This is a genomic window from Streptomyces sp. DSM 118878 (assembly GCF_052936595.1).
On sequence record NZ_CP193622.1, the window covers coordinates 5,263,634 to 5,281,997 of the forward strand.

The window sequence follows — 18,364 nt, forward strand, 5'->3', positions numbered from 1 at the left end:
TTCACCCCGGGGGTGCGGCGGCCCCCGCGGCTGCGTTTCGCTGTGACGCCGGGGCGCCCTAGTCGTCCCACTCCGAGTCGCGCTCCTTGCGGCGTTCGCCGAAGAACGTCCCGCGGGCCGCCTGCGCGATGTTCACGCCGACGATGCCCGCCCAGGTGGTCAGCAGGCCCGGCATGCCGGCGTTGACCACGCCGATCGCGGAGAGCGGGACGGCCAGGATCAGGGAGATCACGCCGAAGCCGAAGCGCTCCCCCCAGGAGTCCGTCACCGGGCTCGGTGAGCGGGCGCCGCGGGCGACGACCATCTGCTGCTCGGCCATGTGACGGCGCAGCCGGCGGTCGATCGTGCCGTCGAGGCGCTGCTCGACCTTCCCGAGGAAGGAGTCGACCAGTGCGGAGTCGTACTCTTCGCCGAGCTCTCTGCGGGCGTGCAGAGTGGCGTCGAGTTCCTTCTTGAGTTCGGCGTCACGGGCTTCCATACCGCTGTACGTTACGGCGCCGGAGCGCTGCCCGCGGTGGGGCTAACCCCCCTCTCCACCCGGGGTTCATCCCCAGGGACGGGCGGGTTCCGCCGGGCCAGCGTCCAGTACAGCACCGCGGGCACGGCGAGGCCCACGATCCACGAGACGTCCGCGCCGCCCAGCGGCTCGACGAGCGGGCCCGTGTAGAAGTGCGTGGCGAGGAACGGGAGCTGGGCGAGGACCCCGACGCCGTAGACGACGAGGGCGTCCCAGCGCCAGGCACCGTAGCGGCCGTGCGGGTCGAAGAGGGCGGGGATGTCGTACCGCTCGCGGGAGATCAGGTAGTAGTCGACCAGGTTGATGGCCGACCACGGCGTGAAGAAGGTCAGCAGGAACAGCAGGAAGTCCTTGAACGACGTCAGGAAGCTGTCCTTGCCGAGCAGCGCCACCGCCGTGCCCGCGACCATGATCAGCGCGATGTAGGCGGCCCTGCCGCGCTGGGTCAGGATCTTCTGGCCCCGGAAGCCGCTGATGCTCGTGACCATCGACATGAAGCCGCCGTAGGTGTTGAGCACGTTGATCGTCAGCTTGCCCAGCGCGATCACGAAGTACAGGAAGGAGGCGATCAGGCCGGTGCCGCCGAGGCCGACCACGTATCCGACCTGGTTGGCGAGGAAGGCGTCCCCCGCGCTCGCCGCCACGAGCACCCCGAACGTCATCGACCACTGCGAGCCGATCGCGGAGCCCGACAGGGTCCACCAGAAGGTGGCCTTCGCCGAGGTCGTGCGCGGCAGGTAGCGCGAGTAGTCCGCCACGTAGGGGCCGAAGGCGAGCTGCCAGGACGCCGAGAGCGAGATGGCGAGCAGGAACATCGGCAGGTCGAAGTGGGCGTCGGCGAGCAGCGCGGAGAGGTCCACGCGGTCGAGCAGCCGCACCCCCAGATAGACGAACGCGACCGCGCAGATCACGCTCGCCACCCGGCCGAGTGCGTGGATGACGCGGTAGCCGACCACCGCCATGACCGCGGTGACGACGGCGAAGAGCACGATGCCGATGGTGTCGCTCGTGTGCGTCAGTTCGGCCGTGGCCTGTCCGGCGAGGACGCTGCCGCTCGCGAAGAACCCGACGTACATCAGGATGACGAGGAGCAGCGGGACGACCGCGCCCTTCACGCCGAACTGGGCCCGTGACTGGATCATCTGCGGCAGGCCGAGCTTCGGGCCCTGCGCCGAGTGCAGCGCCATCACCGCGCCGCCCAGCAGATTGCCGAGGACGAGGCCGACCAGCGACCAGACCACGTCGCCGCCGAAGACGACGGCGAGGGCGCCCGTGACGACCGCGGTGATCTGGAGGTTGGCGCCGAGCCAGAGCGTGAACTGGTTGAACGCCCTTCCGTGCCGTTCGTCGTCGGGGACGACGTCGATGGAGCGCCGCTCCACCAGTTCTTCGGCTGCCATTCCGATCAACTCCCGTCGTGCTGCTGACTATGCGTCGTGCCGGCTACTTCTTCGTCAGGCCGTGTTCGGCCGCCCAGTCGTCCGCGACGTCCTGCGGGTCCTTCTTGTCCTTGTCCACCAGCCGGTTCAGTTCGGTGAGCTGCTCGGTGGTCAGGAGGGCGCCGAGCCTCGCGAGCGCCTTGCGCACCGTCGAGTCGGCCTTGCGGTCGGCGATGAGCGGGACGATGTGCTGGCCGGGGATCAGGTTCTTGGGGTCGGTGAGGACGACCCACTTCTCGGCGGCGATGTCGGTGTCGGTGGTGAAGAGGTTCGCCACGTCGACGTCGCCCTTGCGCAGGGCGCCCTTCACCAGCGGCCCGGAGGAGTCGAGCGACTTGAACTCCTTGAACTCCACGCCGTACACGTCCTTGAGGCCGACCACGCCCACCGTGCGCTTCTTGACCTCGGGGGCCGCGCCGATGACGAGCTTGCCGTTGTGCTCGGCCAGGTCGGCGAGGGTCTTGAGGCCGTACTGCTTCGCGGTGTCGCGCGTGACGACGAACGCGTCGGAGTCCTCGGCCCGCCCGTAGGGAAGGATCTGAAGGCCGCGGGGGAGCGCCACGGCGAGGGCGTTCTGCATCTCGCCCTCCTCGGTGACCTTCGCCTTGGGGTCGAGGTAGTGCAGGAGGGCGCCCTGGTACTCGGGCAGCAGGTCGATGTCGCCGCCCCTGAGCGCGGGGATGAGGATCTCCCGGGTGCCGAGGTTGGGGCGGACCTTCGTCTTCACGCCCGCGGCTTCGAGCGCGGCGGCGTAGAGGTAGCCGAGGACCTGGTTCTCGGTGAAGTTGGCGGTGCCGATGGTGACGCCGTTCTTGCTGGAGCCGCCTCCGCCGCCGCCACCGCCCCCGCCGTCCAGGGAGGTGATGCCGCCGCCGCAGGCGGCGAGTGCGGGGACGGACGCGGTGGCGAGGAGTCCGCCGAGGAGGGTTCTGCGGTTCATGGGGATCGCTCCTAGGCCTGCTTGGCCGGACGGTGGCGGAAGAGGGCGCGCTGAAGGCCGGAGAGCGCGAGGTCGAGTACGACGGCGACGGCCGCCACGAGCACGGCACCGCCGAGCACCTGGACCAGGTCGCGCTGGGCGAGGCCGTCGAACACGTACCGCCCGAGCCCGCCGAAGGACACGTACGCGGCGATGGTCGCCGTCGCGACGACCTGGATCAGGGCGAGCCGGAGCCCGGTCATGATCAGCGGCAGCGCGAGCGGCAGCTCCACCTGGAAGAGGACCTGGTGGGCGCGCATGCCCTGGCCGCGCGCGGCGTCCTTCACCTCGGGCTCGACGGCGGTCATGCCCGCGTACGTGTTGGTGACGATGGACGGGACGGCGAGCGCGACGAGCGCGATGTAGACGGGCCACATGGACAGGCCGCTGGCCAGGAAGACCAGGACGACGAGTCCGACGGTGGGCAGCGCCCGGCCGAAGGAGGAGAGGTTGATGGCGACGAAGGCGCCGCGTCCTGTGTGGCCGATGAGCAGGCCGAGCGGCAGCGCGATGGCCGCGGCGACGAGCGTGGCGAGCAGCGAGTACTGGAGGTGCTCGGCGAGGCGGTGGCCGATGCCGTCCGGGCCGGTCCACTGCTCGCCGCTGACGAGCCAGGCGCCGAGGTCCTTGAAGAGTTCGTACATGTCACGCGCTCCTCTGGCGGCGGGTCCAGGGCGTCAGGACGTACTGGACGGTGACGAGCAGCGCGTCCGCGACGAGCGCCAGGAGCAGGGTGAGGACGACGCCGACGATCACAGGGGTGGGGAAGTTGCGCTGGAAGCCGTCGGTGAAGAGCTGGCCGAGGCCGCCGTCGCCGATGTACGTCGCCACGGAGACGAGGGAGATCGACATGACCGTCGCGATCCGTACGCCGGCCATGATCACCGGCAGGGCGAGCGGGAGCTCGACGGTGAGCAGCGTCCGCAAGGGGCGGGTGCCCATGGCCTTGGCGGCTTCCTTCGTCTTGGCAGGGACGGAGTCCAGGCCCTCGACGGTGTTCCGCAGGAGCACGACGAGGGTGTAGATCGTCAGGCCGATGACGGTGGTGGTGCGGGTCAGCCCGCTGACCGGCAGGAGCAGCACGAAGACGGCGATGGACGGGATGGTGAACAGGACGTTCGAGAGGCCGAGCAGGAGTCCGCGCAGGGGCCGCACGCGGTGCGCGAGGACGGCCAGCGGCAGCGAGATCACCAGGCCGAGCAGTACGGCGGAGAGGGCGGCCTGGAGGTGCGAGAGGGTGAGGGTGGTGAGGTCGTCGGTGTGGTCGGCTATCCACGACCAGTCGACGGTCATGAGGTGCGGTCCTTGGCGCCCGCGCCTTCGGCGTCCGTCTGCGGGTGCGAGCCGGCCCCGTCAGGGGCGCGGGGAACTGCGCGGTCAGCCCCCACCGGCCCGCGGACGGAACGAGCCCGCTCGCGCGCCGCGCCTCCGTGGATGTCCTCCCGCGACGACACCCCCGTCAGGCGGCCCTCCGCGTCCACGCGGGCCACGAGCCCCGTCGGGGACGACAGGGACTCGTCGAGGGCGGCGAGAAGCGAGTCGGTGTCCCGCAGCGGCCGTACGGGGAGGTCGGGCTCCGAGGCGTCCTTGTGCCGCCAGGCCAGCGGGGACCCCGCCGGGTTCAAGCGCAGCGTCCAGTCGTCGCCCTGCGGGGCCGGGCCCTGGGGGACGTCGGCCAGGGGGATCAGGGAGAGCAGCTTCAGGCCGCGCTCGGCGCCGAGGAAGTCCGCGACGAAGTCGTCCGCGGGGCGGGCGAGCAGCTCGGCGGGCGCGGCGCACTGCACGAGGTGGCCGCCGGTGCGGAAGACGGCTATGCGGTCGCCGAGCCGCACGGCCTCGTCGATGTCGTGCGTGACGAAGACGATGGTCTTCGAGAGCTCCCGCTGGAGGCGCAGGAGCTCGTCCTGGAGCTGGGCGCGGACCACCGGGTCCACCGCGCCGAACGGCTCGTCCATGAGCAGCACCGGCGGGTCCGCGGCGAGCGCCCGCGCCACGCCGACGCGCTGCTGCTGGCCGCCGGAGAGCTGGTGCGGGTAGCGCTTGCCGGCGTCGGCGGTGAGGCCGACGGTCTCCAGGAGCTCCGCGGCCCGCGCCCTGGCCTTCCTGCGGCCCCAGCCGAGCAGCAGCGGCACCGTGGCGATGTTGTCGAGGACCGTGCGGTGGGGGAAGAGCCCGGACTGCTGGATGACGTAGCCGATGGAGCGGCGCAGGTCGGCCGCGTCCTGCTCCAGGACGTCGCGGCCGCCGACCCGGATCGTGCCCGAGGTCGGGTCGACCATGCGGTTGATCATGCGGAGGGTCGTCGTCTTGCCGCAACCGGAAGATCCGACGAGAACGGTCACGCCGCCTTCCGGCATGTCGAGCGTGAGGTCGTGGACCGCCGTCGTGCCGTTCGGGAAGCGTTTGTGGACCGTGTCGAACTGGATCATGAGGAGTCCCTTGCCCGGCTGTATATCGTCATGCAGAGTTCTCGCTGTCTGAATAATTTGTCAATGGTTCGGTGCGCATCGCCGTCAACAAGTGGTCGCCGAGCAGGACAGGACGCCCGATTGAGGAGGGAATGCGCGTGAAGTCGTCTCGTATCGCGGACACCGCGACCGGCGACGGGGGAGCGGTCGTCGTCCTCGACGGCCGGGGAATGATGGTCGCAGACGTCGTACGCCTGGCCGAATCCGACGCCCGGCCCGTGCCCGCCACCGACGGCATGAAGCGCGCGGAGCGGTCGTGGAACGCCGCCCGCGAGATCGCCGCCTGGGGCCGCGTCTACGGCCGCTCCACCGGCGTCGGCGCCAACCGGAACGAAGACGTGCCCACCGATGCCGCCGCCGACCACGGCCTGCGGCTGCTGCGCTCGCACGCCGGGGCGATCGGCGCCGAACTGCCCGCCCGGCAGGTCCGCGCCATGCTCGCCGTCCGCGCCAACCAGCTCCTCGCGGGCGGCGCCGGGCTGCGCCCCAGCGTCGTCGTCGCGCTCTGCCGGGCCCTGGAGACGGGCGCGTACCCGAGGGTCAACGAGTTCGGCTCGGTCGGCACCGGCGACATCGCCGCCCTCGCCCAGATGGGCCTCGCCCTCGCCGGCGAGCACCCCTGGCAGGGTCCGGGCGCCGCCCCCGAGCCGCAGCCCCTGGACAACAACGACGCCCTCGCCCTGATCAGCAGCAACGCCCTCACCCTCGGCCAGGCCGCGCTCGCCCTGCACGAACTGCGGGGCCTGATCGGCGCCACCCAGGTGGTCGCCGCGCTCTCCCTGATGGCGGTCGACGGTTCCTACGAGGCGTACGCGCTGCCCGTGCACGAGGCGCGCCGCCATCCCGGCTCCTACGCGGTCGCCGAGCGCATGCGCCACCTCCTGGGCGCCCCCGACCGGCCGACGCCGCCCCTTGGCCGCATCCAGGACCCCTACGGCTTCCGCTGCGTCCCGCAGATCCACGGCCCCGCCCACGACGCGGCGAACGCCCTGGAGGACGTCCTCACCGTCGAGATCAACGCGGCGGCCGAGAACCCGCTGATCTCCCCCGACGACATGGCCGCCTACCACCACGGCGGCTTCTACCTCGCCCAACTCGCGCTCGCCCTGGACCACTTCAGGCTCGCCGTGACCCAGGCGGCCCGGCTCTCCACCTCCCGCCTCTCCACCCTCAACGAACCGGCCTTCACCCGCCTGCGGCCCTTCCTCGCCGACGGCGAGGCCGCCTCCTCGGGCGTGATGATCCTCGAATACGCCGCCGGGGCCGCCCTCGGCGACCTGCGCGCCTTCTCCGCGCCGGCCTCACTCGGCCACGCGGTGCTCTCCCGCGGCGTCGAGGAGCAGGCGAGCTTCGCCTCGCTCGCCGCCCGCCAGACGCTGCGCGCCTGCGAGGCGTACCGCATGGTCGTCGGGTGTGAACTGGTCGCCGCCGTACGGGCGTTGAGGCAGCGCGACATGCGCCTGGACCCCGACACGCCGCTCGCCGGGGCCTTCGCGCTCGCCGACTCCGTACTGGAGCCGGAGCTCGCCGACCGGCCGCTGACGGATGATGTGACGGCGGCGGCCGGACTGCTGAGCCGTTTCACCCGGCTGTGGGCGGAGTCCGGCGCCGGAACGACCGTGGGAACAGACATCCTGAGGGGGACGGCATGAGCGACAGCCCTGCCGCGCGACTGCAAGTGCTCTTCGAGGGCCACCGGCTCACACCGACCCAGCGGCGCATCGCCCACTGCATGGTGCGCAGGGCCGCCGACGCGCCCTTCCTCTCCAGCGTCGAACTGGCCGAGCTCGCCGGGGTGAGCCAGCCCTCCGTCACCCGTTTCGCCGTGGCGCTCGGCTTCGACGGCTATCCGGCGCTGCGCAGGCACCTGCGGGACGTGGCGCCCCCGGAGTCCGCGGCCAAGGCCCTGGCGAACGAGTACCAGCAGGCGGTCGAGGCGGAGATCGAGAACCTCCGGCACCTCGCCGAACTGCTGGCCGACCCCGCCCCCGTCGAGCGCGCGGGACAGCTCCTCGCCGCCTCACGCCCGCTGCCGGTGCTCGGACTGCGGGCCGCGGCCTCCCAGGCGTACGGCTTCTCGTACTTCGCCGCGAAGGTCCACCCGGACGTCCGGCTGCTCGACGAGGGCGGCACGATGCTCGCCGACCGCGTCGACGCCGCGGTCCGCGCCGGCGCCACGGCCCTCCTCTGCTTCGCCCTGCCGCGCCACCCCCGCGAGGTCGTCGACGCCCTCGCCTACGCGCGGTCGGCGGGCCTGACCGTGGTCACCGTCGCCGACTCGGCGTTCGCCCCCGTGGCCGCCCACTCCGACCTGCTCCTTCCGGCGGCGGTCGGCACCGGCCTCGCCTTCGACACGGTCTGCGCCCCGATGCTGCTCGGCCGCGTCCTCCTTGAGGCCATGTGCGACGGCCTGCCGGACGCCCAGGCCCGCCTGGAGGAGTTCGACGTACGGGCGGCGGAGCGGGGCCTGTTCGTCGAGTAGCGAGGCCGCCGCTCGTAGGCCGGAGGTCACTCCTCGGGGCGCGCCTTGAGCACCGCCTTGTTCACGCCCCACAGGGCGATGCCGATGGCGATCAGCACCCCGGCCCGGATGTAGACCTCCGCGGGCCGGTCGGCCAGCGGGCTCGCGAGGATCAGGGCGGTGATGGCACCCAGTACCGGCAGGACGGTCGGCGTACGGAAGTGCTCGTGCCCGACGGGGTCCTTGCGCAGCACGAGCACGGCCACGTTGACCACCGCGAAGACGCAGAGCAGCAGGAACGCCGTGGTGTCCCCGAGCCCCTCGATCTCGCCCGTCGACACCAGGCCGATGGCGAGCAGGGAGACGAAGACGATGCCGACGACGGGCGTGCGGCGCTTGGACAGGACCCGCCCCATGGCGCGCGGCAGGATGCGCTCGTTGGCCATGCCGTAGCAGAGCCGCGAGGCCATCATGATGTTGATCAGCGCCGAGTTGGTGACCGCGAACAGCGCGATCAGGGCGAAGAGTTTGTGCGGGAAGTCGACGCCGCCCGCCTTGACGACCTCCAGGAGCGGCCCGCTCGACCCCTCCAGCGTCTTGGAGTCGACGAGCAGGGACGAGACGAGGGCCACGAGCACATAGATCGTGCCCGTCACGGCCACGCCGATGAAGATCGCGCGCGGGAAGGTGCGGACGGGGTCCTTGGTCTCCTCGGCCATGTTCACCGAGTCCTCGAAGCCGACGAAGGCGAAGAAGCCGAGCGCGGTGGCGCCGAGCACGCCGGTCATCAGCGCGTACCCACTGCCCCCGGACTCGAACTCGGTGAGCCGCGAGGGCTCGCCGTCCCCGCTGAGCACCGCGTACGCCCCGATCGCGAGGATGATCGCGAGCCCGGTGACCTCGACGAGCGTGAGGACCACGTTGGTCTTCACCGACTCCGAGACGCCCCGCATGTTGAGCGCCGCGAGCAGCACGACGAAGACGATCGCGATGAGCGTCGGCGGCAGCGCGTCCCCCGTCAGCTCGCCGAGGTAGTCACCGCTGAAGGCGCGGGCCGCGGCGCTCGCCGACGACAGGCCCGAGCACATCACCATGAACGCGATGATGAAGGTGAGGAACGGCGTCTTGAACGCCTTCTGGGTGTAGAGCGCGGCACCGGCCGCCTTCGGGTACTTGCCGACCAGTTCGACGTACGAGGCGGCCGTCAGGATCGCCACGACGAAGCCGATCGCGAACGGTACCCAGAGCGCGCCGCCGACCTTCCCCGCGACCTTGCCCGTGGTGGCGTAGATGCCGGTGCCGAGGATGTCGCCGATCACGAAGAGGATCAGCAGCTTGGGGCCGATGGCGCGGTGCAGCGCACCGTCCTCGGCGGGTGTTGGTGCGGTGGTGGGTGTGCCGGATGCCGTCACAGGAGCCTCCCCCGAGCCCGAGAACATGTCTGGGGAGGGGTTTGCCCGTGACGCACGTCACTATGCGCGAATTGAGCAAGTACAGAGCCTTCGCGGGCGGCTCCGGCTCAGAGGTGGCGCAGGGCGTCCCGTTCCGACCCGCCGCCGGCCTCCGCCACGATCTCGTCGAGCGTCTGCGGCTCGCGCGCCGCGGCGAACCGGACCTCGCCGTCGTACGTGGTGAAGCCGTGGATGCCGGGCCGGATGAGGCTGTTGTACGAATAGTGCTGCGCGAAGTAGTAGGCGCCGGTGTCCAGGGCGGCGATGTGGTCGCCCTGCCCGAGCAGCGGCAGCGGCCGGTTCTCGGCGAGCAGGTCCCCCGCGAAGCAGGCCGGGCCCGCGATGTCCTGGCCGACGGCGGGCCCGCTCTTGGGGCGCCCCTCGCCGTCGTACGCGGCGATCCGCAGCGGCCACGACACGGGCGCGTACACCGTCCTGGTCGCCACCTGCACGCCCGCGTGCGTCACCGCGATGGGCCTGCCGCCCGCCTCCTTCGTGTACTCGACGCGGGCGAGGAGCGTGCCGTGCTTGGCGAGCAGCGACCGGCCGAACTCGGTGACCAGGCCGTACCGCCCGTCGAGCAGCCCGGGGACCCGGGCCTTGAGGCGGCGCGCGTACTGCGCGTGGGTCGGGGTCTCCTCGTCCGAGCCGAAGTTGACGGCGAGGCCGCCGCCGATGTCGAGGGTGTCGATCTGCCGCCGCCCGACGCGTTCGTTGATCTCCTCGGCCAGTTCGTACGTGGTGCCGACGCCGCGCACCATCATCTCCAGGGGCATGCCCTGGGAACCGGAGTGCGCGTGCAGCCGCGTCAGCCACGGCCGGTCCAGATACGCCTGGATCACCCAGTCCCTGGCGCCCTCGTCCAGCAGCGGCACACCGAACTTGGAGGTGGCTGTCGCCGTCGAGAGGGCCCCGATCGAGCCGCCGCCGATCTGGGAGTTGACGCGCAGGCCGATGGGGGACGAGGTCGGCGCCGACTGGATCAGGGCGTCGACGCGGGCCAGCTCCTGCGGGTTGTCGGCGTTGACGGCGATGCCGAGCGCGAGCGCCTGGCGCAGCTCGGCCGGGGTCTTGGCGGGCGAGTCGAGCACGGTCTCGGAGGGCGCGATCCCCGCGGCCCGCGCGAGCGCCAGTTCACCGGGGCTCGCCACCTCGGCGCCGATCCCCGCCGAGCGCAGCAGCCGCAGGACCGGCACCAGCGGCGTCGCCTTGACGGCGAAGGCGTGCAGGACGGGCGTCCCCGGCGGGGTGACCGCCTCGAAGGCGGAGCGCAGGGCGGCGGCGCTCGCGCGGATGCCGGCGATGTCGAGGAGTCCCACGACGGGGGCGGCGGGCGAGACGAGGCCGCGCTCGACGGCGGCGCGGACGGCGAGGTCACGCCGGGCCGCGGCGGCGGCTCCCGAACGGAGGTCCTGCGTCTCGTCCTCGGCACGGCCCCCGCCTTGGCCGGCCCCCTGCTCCCGTTCCCGCTGTTCCACGTGATCCATGCGATCCAGCCAATCATCAAGACCACGGCCCCGCTGCCGTACTCGCTCATTCGTTCGCTATTGACTAGCTCTATTCAGCGCTCCAGGATGTGAATAACAAGGTTGCAGCGGCATCACGCGAGGAGGCACCGCCCCATGTCAGGACCCCGCCCCGTAAGGGCACCGCGCGGCACGGAACTGAGCGCCCTGGGATGGCAGCAGGAAGCCGCCCTCCGGATGCTCCAGAACAACCTCGACCCCGAGGTCGCCGAACACCCCGACAAGCTCGTCGTCTACGGCGGCACCGGCAAGGCGGCCCGCGACTGGCGCTCCTTCGACGCCATGGTGCGCACGCTGCGGACCCTGAAGCAGGACGAGACGATGCTCGTCCAGTCGGGCCGCCCCGTCGGCGTGATGCAGACCCACGAGTGGGCCCCGCGCGTCCTGATCGCCAACTCCAACCTGGTCGGCGACTGGGCGAACTGGGAGGAGTTCCGCCGCCTGGAGCAGCTCGGCCTCACGATGTACGGCCAGATGACCGCGGGCTCCTGGATCTACATCGGCACGCAGGGCATCCTCCAGGGCACGTACGAGACGTTCGCCGCGGTCGCCGCCAAGAGGTTCAACGGCACCCTCGCGGGCACGATCACCCTGACCGCGGGGCTCGGCGGCATGGGCGGCGCCCAGCCCCTCGCGGTGACGATGAACGACGGCGTCGCGATCTGTATCGACGTCGACCCGCGCGCCATCGAGCGCCGCATCGAGCACAAGTACCTCGACGTGAAGGCCGACTCCGTGGAGCACGCGCTCCAGTTGGCGGTGGAAGCCCGGGACGCGAGGAAGCCGCTGTCCATCGGCCTCCTCGGCAACGCGGCGGACCTGCTCCCGCGGATGCTCGCCGAGGGCGCGCCCATCGACATCGTGACGGACCAGACCTCCGCCCACGACCCGCTCGCGTACCTGCCGACGGGCGTCGGCTTCGACGAGATGGCGTCGTACGCGGCGAAGGACCCGGCGGGCTTCACGACCCGCGCCCGCGAGTCCATGGCCCGGCACGTGGAGGCCATGGTCGGCTTCATGGACGCGGGCGCCGAAGTCTTCGACTACGGGAACTCGATCCGCGGCGAAGCCCAACTCGCGGGCTACGGCCGCGCGTTCGACTTCCCCGGCTTCGTCCCCGCCTACATCCGCCCGCTCTTCTGCGAGGGCAAGGGCCCGTTCCGCTGGGCGGCGCTCTCGGGCGAGGCCTCGGACATCCACAAGACGGACAAGGCGCTGCTCGACCTCTTCCCCGAGAACGAGTCGCTGCACCGCTGGATCAAGATGGCGGGGGAGCGGGTCCACTTCCAGGGCCTCCCCGCGCGCATCTGCTGGCTCGGCCAGGGGGAGCGCGACAAGGCGGGCGACATGTTCAACGACATGGTCGGCGACGGCACCCTCGCCGCCCCGCTCGCGATCGGCCGCGACCACCTGGACTGCGGCTCGGTGGCCTCCCCGTACCGCGAGACGGAGGCCATGCTCGACGGCTCCGACGCGATCGCCGACTGGCCGCTCCTGAACGCCATGGTCAACGTCGCCTCCGGCGCCTCCTGGGTCTCCATCCACCACGGCGGCGGCGTCGGCATGGGCCGCTCCCTCCACGCGGGCCAGGTCTCGGTCGCCGACGGCACGAAGCTGGCGGGCGAGAAGATCCGCCGGGTCCTGACGAACGACCCCGGGATGGGCGTGATCCGGCACGTCGACGCGGGCTACGACATCGCGGAGACCGTCGCGCACGACCGCGGCGTACGGGTCCCCATGCGGGAGGGCGACGAGGCGTGACGTTCCAGGAGATGTGGCGCGACCTGGCCCCGCTGGGCCGGGACGCCCGCTCCGGCGGGTACCGCAGGTACGCCTGGACGGGCGCGGACGCCGAGTGCCGGGCATGGTTCACGCAGCAGGCCGAGTCCCGGGGCCTGACCTGCGAACTGGACCGCAACGGCAACCAGTGGGCCTGGCAGGGCGACCCGGCGGCGGGCGACGCCGTGGTCACCGGATCGCACCTGGACTCCGTCCCCGACGGCGGCGCGTACGACGGCCCCCTCGGCGTCGTGTCGTCCTTCGCGGCCCTGGACGAACTCCGGAACAGGGGCGCGGAGCTCACCCGGCCCCTGGGAATCGTCAACTTCGCCGACGAGGAGGGCGCCCGCTTCGGCCTGGCCTGCGTGGGCTCCCGGCTGACGGCGGGCCACCTGACGGCCGAGGCCGCGCACAAGCTGACGGACGGCGACGGCGTCACCCTCCTGCAGGCGATGGAAGCGGCGGGATACGACCCGTACGGCATCGGCCCGGACCCGGAGCGCCTGTCCCGCATCGGCGCCTTCGTCGAGCTGCACGTGGAGCAGGGCCGGGCCCTGGACCTGACCGGCGACCCGGTCGGCATCGCGTCCGCCATCTGGCCCCACGGCCGCTGGCGCTACGACTTCCGTGGCGAGGCCAACCACGCGGGCACCACCCGCCTGGCCGACCGCAGGGACCCGATGCTGACGTACGCGGAGACGGTCCTCGCGGCCCGCCGCGAGGCGGAGCTCGCGGGCGCGGTCGCCACCTTCGGCAAGATCTCCGTCGAGCCGAACGGCGTCAACGCCATCCCGTCCCTGGTGCGCGGCTGGCTGGACTCCCGCGCGGCCGACCAGGAGACGCTGGACACGGTGGTCACCGGCATCGAGAAGGCGGCACGCGAGTACGCGGACCGCCACGGCATCGACCTGGACGTCGTACGGGAGTCCTTCACGCCGATCGTCGAGTTCGGCCACGCGCTCCGCGACGAGCTGGGCGCGATCCTGGGAGGCGACGACCGGCGGCTCCCCGTGCTCGGCACGGGCGCGGGACACGACGCGGGTATTTTGTCCGCTTCCATCCCCACCGCCATGCTGTTCGTACGGAACCCCACGGGCGTCTCGCACTCCCCGGCGGAGTTCGCCGCCGAGGACGACTGCGTGGCCGGGGTGACCGCACTCGCCGACGTACTGGAAGGGCTCGCGTGCAGGTGAAGACGGACACGTACTGGCTGGAACACGCCTGGCTCGGCACCCACGTGGAGCCGAGCGTGGCGGTGGACGTGGCGGCCGGGAGGATCACGGCGGTCCGCAGGGACGTCGAGGCGCCGCCACCCGGCGCGACGGTCCTGCGCGGCCTGACCCTCCCCGGCCTCGCCAACGCCCACAGCCACGCGTTCCACCGGGCGCTGCGCGGCACCGTCCAGGTCGGCTCGGGCACGTTCTGGACCTGGCGGGAGGTCATGTACGGGGTGGCGGACCGCCTGACCCCGCAGACGTACCACGCGCTGGCACGCGCGGTGTACGCGGAGATGGCGCTGGCCGGCATCACGGCGGTCGGCGAGTTCCACTACCTGCACCACGCCCCCGGCGGCACCCCGTACGAGGATCCCAACGCGATGGGCGAGGCGCTGATCCAGGCCGCGTCGGACGCGGGCATCCGCATCACGCTCCTGGACACGGCGTACGTGGCGTCGGGCCTGCTCGGCGCGGAGCGCGGCAAGGCCCCCGACCGGCACCAGCTGCGCTTCTCCGACGGCACGACCGAGGCGTGGGCGGAGCGGGCCTCGTCCCTCAAGGACCGGGGACACGCCCGTATCGGCGCGGCGATCCACTCGGTGAGGGCGGTCCCGGCGCGCCAGTTGGGCACGGTGGCGCAGTGGGCGTCGGACCGCGGGGCCCCGCTCCACGTGCACCTCTCCGAGCAGAAGGCCGAGAACGAGGCGTGCCTGGCGGTGCACGGCCGCACGCCGACGCGGCTGCTCGCGGACCACGGCGTCCTCGGCCCGCGCACGACGGGCGTCCACAACACCCACCTCACGCCCGAGGACATCGGCCTGCTCGGCCGCTCCACGACGGGCACGTGCATGTGCCCGACGACGGAACGCGACCTGGCGGACGGCATCGGCCCGGCGGTCGACCTCCAGCGGGAGGGCAGCCCGCTCTCCCTGGGCAGCGACAGCCACGCGGTCATCGACCTCCTGGAGGAGGCGCGGGCCATGGAGCTGAACGAACGCCTCCGTTCGCATACGCGGGGCCACTGGACGGCGGCGGCGCTGCTGCGCGCGGCCTCGGCGGGCGGCCACACGGCGCTGGGCTGGCCGGACGCGGGCGCCATCGAGCCGGGTGCCCTCGCGGACCTCACCACGATCGCCCTGGACTCCGTCCGCACGGCGGGGCCCGTTCCCCGTCTCGGCGCCGAGACGGCCGTCTTCGCGGCGACGGCGGCGGATGTGCGCGACGTGCTGGTCGGCGGCCGCCGGGTGGTCAGGGACGGCTCCCACGTCCTGGTCCCCGACGTCGCGTCGGCCCTGACGGAGGCGATCGCGGCGCTGAGAGACTGAAACTCTCCCCGCCTCGACCCTCGACCTCGATCCCGCCCCTACCCGAGACAGCCCGTCCGGCGATTGAGGACTGGGCCAGGAGCAGCCATGACGACCCCCACCACCCCCACAACCACCCCCACCACCCTCATCACGAACATCTCCAGCCTCGTCACCAACGACCCCGCACAGGGCGACGGAAGCCCCCTGGGCCTGGTGACGGACGCGGCCGTCGTCCTGGACGGCGAGCGGATCGCCTGGGTGGGCCCGGCCGCCGAGGCCCCGGCGGCCGACGAACGGCACGACGCCAGGGGCCGCGCGGTCATCCCCGGCTTCGTGGACAGCCACAGCCACCTGGTCTTCGCGGGCGACCGCACCCAGGAGTTCAACGCCCGGATGTCGGGCCGCGCCTACTCCGCCGGCGGCATCCGCACCACGGTCGCGGCGACCCGCGCGGCGACGGACGCCGAGCTTGAGGCGAACGTCGAGCACTACCTCGCCGAGGCGCTCCGCCAGGGCACCACGACGTTCGAGACGAAGTCCGGCTACGGCCTCACGACGGAGGACGAGGCCCGAGCCCTCCGCATCGCCGCGCGGCACACGGACGAGGTCACGTTCCTGGGCGCCCACATCGTCTCGCCCGACTACGCCGACGACCCGGCCGCGTACGTGGAGCTGGTCACCGGCGAGATGCTGGACGCCTGCGCCCCCCACGCCCGCTGGATCGACGTCTTCTGCGAGAAGGGCGCCTTCGACGGCGACCAGGCCCGCGCGATCCTGACGGCGGGCAAGGCCAAGGGCCTGCACCCCCGCATCCACGCCAACCAACTGTCGTACGGCCCCGGCGTCCAATTGGCCGTGGAACTGGACGCGGCGAGCGCCGACCACTGCACGCACCTCACGGACGCGGACGTGGACGCCCTGGCGCAGGGCGACACGGTGGCGACGCTGCTCCCCGGCGCGGAGTTCTCCACGCGGGCCCAGTGGCCGGACGCCCGCCGGCTCCTGGACGCGGGCGCCACGGTGGCGCTGTCCACGGACTGCAACCCGGGCTCGTCGTTCACGTCCTCGGTCCCGTTCTGCGTCGCGCTCGCCGTACGGGACATGGGCATGACCCCGGACGAGGCGATCTGGTCGGCCACGGCGGGCGGCGCGGCGGCCCTGCGCCGCACGGACATCGGCACCCTGCGCGAGGGCGCCCGCGCCGACCTGGCCTTCCTGGACGCGCCGAGCCACGTCCACCTGGCGTACCGCCCGGGCGTCCCGCTGATCGATGAGGTCTGGCGCCGGGGCGCACGCGTGAACGTGTGAACTGACGGGAGGTCCGGGTCTCGGCGGCTCCGGGGTTCAGGCCCACAGCCCGCCGTCGACCCGGAGCACCGTGCCGGTGACGTACGAGGCGCGGTCGCTCAGGAGCCAGGCGGCGGCCTGCGCGATCTCCAGCGGGTCGGCGGCGCGCCCCAGCGGCGTCTGGGAGTTGAGCTGGTCGATGGTCCCGGGCGACTCGTCGTCCCACTCCCTCAGCATCTCGGTGAGCGTGGTGCCGGGCGCCACGGCGTTGACGCGGATGTTCTCCGGGCCGTACGTGACGGCGGCCGACGCGGTGAGGCTGTTGACCGCGCGCTTCGCCGCCCCGTACACGGGCAGCGCGGGGTTGGCGAGCATGCTGCCGACGCTGGAGGTGTTGACGATGGCGCCGCGCTCCGCCGTGGCGCGGATGGCGGCGACCTCGGCGGTCATGGCCAGCCACGGCCCCTTGAAGTCGACGGCGCAGACGTGGTCGAAGTCGGCCTCCGAGAGCTGGTCCATGGGGCCGGGTGTCTGGCCCGTCGCGCCGTTGTTGAAGGCCACGTCGAGCCGCCCGTAGTGCTCCACGGCCCGGCCGACGGCGGCCCGGACACTGTCGCCGTCGGCCAGATCGCACACGGCGTACTCCGCCGTGCCGCCCGCCGCCCGGATCTCCTCGGTCACGGCCTCCAGCCGCTCCTCCGTCCGGGCCGCGAGCAGCACCCGCGCGCCCTCGGCGGCGAACAGCCGTGCCGCCGCCGCGCCGATCCCGCGGCTGGCCCCGGCGATGAAGGCGACCTTGCCGCCGAGCAGCCCCGCAGCGGTTCTGTGTGATGCGGCAGTCTCGTTCTCGTTGTTCATACCGTGGGCTTCTTGGTTCATACCGTGAGCCTGCGCTCGGACGGCCGGGGCATCCAGGCACCGCCAGTACCTGGATACGACCCTCGGCCTCCGCGCAGACTGGAGCGGTGAACCGACGACAACTGGCCGACTTCCTCCGCAGCAGACGCGAGCGCATACGGCCCACGGACGTGGGGCTGCCCGTGGGGCCGCGCCGCCGCACGCCGGGTCTGCGACGCGAGGAGGTGGCGCAGTCGGCGTTCATCTCGACGGAGTACTACACGCGCCTCGAACAGGCCCGTGCCCCGCACCCCTCCCGCGAGGTCCTCGCCCAACTGGCCCGCGCCCTGCGCCTGTCGGACGCCGAGCGCGACCACCTGCACCATCTGGCCGGTACGCCGCCGGGCCCCCCGCCGGGCCCGTCACGCGAGGTCCGCCCGAGCATTGCCGTTTTGCTGAACCGGCTGCCGGACGCGGCGGCGGTCGTGGTGTCGGCGACGTACGAGGTCATCGCCTGGAACCCGCTGGCCGCCGCGCTCCTGGAGGACTTCTCCGCGCTGCCCCGCCGCGACCGGAACCTCGTCCGCCGCCACTTCCTGGGCGGCTCCCCGTTGTACGGGGCGTCGGACGCCGCCGCTTTCGCCCGCAGCGCGGTCCAGCATTTGCGCGCGGTGGCGGCCCGCTACCCGGCTGCCCCGGAGGTGACGACGCTGGTGGACGACCTCTTGACCGGCAGCGAGGAGTTCGCCCGCCTCTGGGCTGCCCACGAGGTGGCCGCCTGCCCCATCCTCTGCCGCACCTTCGACCACCCGCAGGTGGGCCCGGTGGCGGTGAACTGCGACGTCCTGGACATCACGGACCGCGACCAGCGCGTCTTCCTCTACACGGCCACCCCGGGCTCCCCCTCCGAGGAGGCCATGCGGCTCCTGTCGGTCCTGGGCACGCAACGCATGGACGTACCGGGCTGAGCGGCGGCTCGGGGCCTGCACCGCGAGCAGCTACGCGGCCGGGTGGCCGTTCGTGGGGGAACACAGCAGTGGGGCCCGCCTCCTTCAAGGGACGGGCCCCACAGGGCCGTTCACGCGGGGCGCGGCGG

General features: G+C 72.4%; 16 protein-coding genes. 7 read left to right on the forward strand and 9 right to left on the reverse strand.

What is annotated here, in order from left to right; genetic code table 11:
• Positions 1-58 precede the first annotated feature (58 nt).
• Genes ACRAKF_RS23510 through ACRAKF_RS23535 form a run of 6 tightly spaced genes read right to left on the reverse strand, consistent with a single transcriptional unit; the run spans position 59 to position 5,364 of the window.
• Complete coding sequence (locus tag ACRAKF_RS23510) at positions 59-478, reverse strand: hypothetical protein (protein ID WP_447039332.1); 420 nt, start codon at positions 476-478, stop codon at positions 59-61.
• Between the two features lie 11 nt (positions 479-489).
• Complete coding sequence (locus ACRAKF_RS23515) at positions 490-1,917, reverse strand: purine-cytosine permease family protein (protein WP_447039333.1); 1,428 nt, start codon at positions 1,915-1,917, stop codon at positions 490-492.
• 43 nt (positions 1,918-1,960) lie between these two features.
• Positions 1,961-2,896, reverse strand: a complete 936-nt coding sequence (locus ACRAKF_RS23520; RefSeq protein WP_447039334.1) for an ABC transporter substrate-binding protein — start codon at positions 2,894-2,896, stop codon at positions 1,961-1,963.
• Positions 2,897-2,907: 11 nt separating this feature from the next.
• Positions 2,908-3,579, reverse strand: a complete 672-nt coding sequence (locus ACRAKF_RS23525; RefSeq protein ID WP_447039336.1) for an ABC transporter permease — start codon at positions 3,577-3,579, stop codon at positions 2,908-2,910.
• Between the two features lies 1 nt (position 3,580).
• Entirely contained in the window at positions 3,581-4,228 is a 648-nt protein-coding gene (locus ACRAKF_RS23530) for an ABC transporter permease (RefSeq protein WP_447039338.1), read from the reverse strand.
• A complete protein-coding gene (locus tag ACRAKF_RS23535; RefSeq protein ID WP_447039340.1) occupies positions 4,225-5,364 on the reverse strand; it encodes an ABC transporter ATP-binding protein in 1,140 nt (379 codons plus the stop codon). Before ACRAKF_RS23535 ends, ACRAKF_RS23530 begins: the two co-directional genes overlap by 4 nt.
• A gap of 131 nt (positions 5,365-5,495) precedes the next feature.
• On the opposite strand from ACRAKF_RS23535, the gene ACRAKF_RS23540 reads away from it, so the two are divergent.
• Complete coding sequence (locus ACRAKF_RS23540; RefSeq protein WP_447039341.1) at positions 5,496-7,055, forward strand: aromatic amino acid ammonia-lyase; 1,560 nt, start codon at positions 5,496-5,498, stop codon at positions 7,053-7,055.
• Positions 7,052-7,885: a MurR/RpiR family transcriptional regulator gene (locus ACRAKF_RS23545; protein WP_447039342.1), complete on the forward strand. Its 834-nt coding sequence runs from the start codon at positions 7,052-7,054 to the stop codon at positions 7,883-7,885. The genes ACRAKF_RS23540 and ACRAKF_RS23545 overlap by 4 nt, the downstream gene beginning before the upstream one ends.
• A gap of 26 nt (positions 7,886-7,911) precedes the next feature.
• On the opposite strand, the gene ACRAKF_RS23550 is transcribed toward ACRAKF_RS23545, so the two are convergent.
• Positions 7,912-9,276, reverse strand: a complete 1,365-nt coding sequence (locus ACRAKF_RS23550) for an APC family permease (RefSeq protein WP_447039343.1) — start codon at positions 9,274-9,276, stop codon at positions 7,912-7,914.
• Positions 9,277-9,383: 107 nt separating this feature from the next.
• Entirely contained in the window at positions 9,384-10,802 is a 1,419-nt protein-coding gene (locus ACRAKF_RS23555; RefSeq protein WP_447039344.1) for a diaminopimelate decarboxylase, read from the reverse strand.
• 135 nt (positions 10,803-10,937) lie between these two features.
• Between ACRAKF_RS23555 and hutU the strand changes: the two genes are divergently transcribed.
• The 4 genes from hutU (at position 10,938) to hutI (ending at position 16,452) form a co-directional block, all read left to right on the forward strand.
• Positions 10,938-12,602, forward strand: coding sequence for a urocanate hydratase (gene hutU, locus ACRAKF_RS23560; protein ID WP_447039345.1), 1,665 nt, complete (start codon positions 10,938-10,940; stop codon positions 12,600-12,602).
• Complete coding sequence (locus tag ACRAKF_RS23565) at positions 12,599-13,813, forward strand: allantoate amidohydrolase (RefSeq protein ID WP_447039347.1); 1,215 nt, start codon at positions 12,599-12,601, stop codon at positions 13,811-13,813. The genes hutU and ACRAKF_RS23565 overlap by 4 nt, the downstream gene beginning before the upstream one ends.
• Complete coding sequence (locus tag ACRAKF_RS23570; RefSeq protein WP_447042133.1) at positions 13,810-15,162, forward strand: formimidoylglutamate deiminase; 1,353 nt, start codon at positions 13,810-13,812, stop codon at positions 15,160-15,162. Before ACRAKF_RS23565 ends, ACRAKF_RS23570 begins: the two co-directional genes overlap by 4 nt.
• Before the next feature lie 87 nt (positions 15,163-15,249).
• The gene (hutI, locus tag ACRAKF_RS23575) at positions 15,250-16,452 is read left to right on the forward strand and encodes an imidazolonepropionase (protein ID WP_447039348.1); all 1,203 of its coding nucleotides are present in this window, start codon (positions 15,250-15,252) and stop codon (positions 16,450-16,452) included.
• 36 nt (positions 16,453-16,488) lie between these two features.
• On the opposite strand, the gene ACRAKF_RS23580 is transcribed toward hutI, so the two are convergent.
• A complete protein-coding gene (locus tag ACRAKF_RS23580) occupies positions 16,489-17,289 on the reverse strand; it encodes an SDR family NAD(P)-dependent oxidoreductase (protein ID WP_447039350.1) in 801 nt (266 codons plus the stop codon).
• Between the two features lie 107 nt (positions 17,290-17,396).
• Between ACRAKF_RS23580 and ACRAKF_RS23585 the strand changes: the two genes are divergently transcribed.
• The gene (locus ACRAKF_RS23585) at positions 17,397-18,236 is read left to right on the forward strand and encodes a helix-turn-helix transcriptional regulator (RefSeq protein WP_447039351.1); all 840 of its coding nucleotides are present in this window, start codon (positions 17,397-17,399) and stop codon (positions 18,234-18,236) included.
• Positions 18,237-18,364 lie beyond the last annotated feature (128 nt).

What these genes read in the sequence shown, in the direction of transcription:
- ACRAKF_RS23510 (WP_447039332.1), bottom strand. Translation starts at nt 478, where the DNA reads ATGGAAGCCCGTGACGCCGAACTCAAGAAGGAACTCGACGCCACTCTG.
- ACRAKF_RS23515 (WP_447039333.1), bottom strand. Translation starts at nt 1,917, where the DNA reads ATGGCAGCCGAAGAACTGGTGGAGCGGCGCTCCATCGACGTCGTCCCC.
- ACRAKF_RS23520 (WP_447039334.1), bottom strand. Translation starts at nt 2,896, where the DNA reads ATGAACCGCAGAACCCTCCTCGGCGGACTCCTCGCCACCGCGTCCGTC.
- ACRAKF_RS23525 (WP_447039336.1), bottom strand. Translation starts at nt 3,579, where the DNA reads ATGTACGAACTCTTCAAGGACCTCGGCGCCTGGCTCGTCAGCGGCGAG.
- ACRAKF_RS23530 (WP_447039338.1), bottom strand. Translation starts at nt 4,228, where the DNA reads ATGACCGTCGACTGGTCGTGGATAGCCGACCACACCGACGACCTCACC.
- ACRAKF_RS23535 (WP_447039340.1), bottom strand. Translation starts at nt 5,364, where the DNA reads ATGATCCAGTTCGACACGGTCCACAAACGCTTCCCGAACGGCACGACG.
- ACRAKF_RS23540 (WP_447039341.1), top strand. Translation starts at nt 5,496, where the DNA reads ATGCGCGTGAAGTCGTCTCGTATCGCGGACACCGCGACCGGCGACGGG.
- ACRAKF_RS23545 (WP_447039342.1), top strand. Translation starts at nt 7,052, where the DNA reads ATGAGCGACAGCCCTGCCGCGCGACTGCAAGTGCTCTTCGAGGGCCAC.
- ACRAKF_RS23555 (WP_447039344.1), bottom strand. Translation starts at nt 10,802, where the DNA reads ATGGATCACGTGGAACAGCGGGAACGGGAGCAGGGGGCCGGCCAAGGC.
- hutU (WP_447039345.1), top strand. Translation starts at nt 10,938, where the DNA reads ATGTCAGGACCCCGCCCCGTAAGGGCACCGCGCGGCACGGAACTGAGC.
- hutI (WP_447039348.1), top strand. Translation starts at nt 15,250, where the DNA reads ATGACGACCCCCACCACCCCCACAACCACCCCCACCACCCTCATCACG.
- ACRAKF_RS23580 (WP_447039350.1), bottom strand. Translation starts at nt 17,289, where the DNA reads ATGAACAACGAGAACGAGACTGCCGCATCACACAGAACCGCTGCGGGG.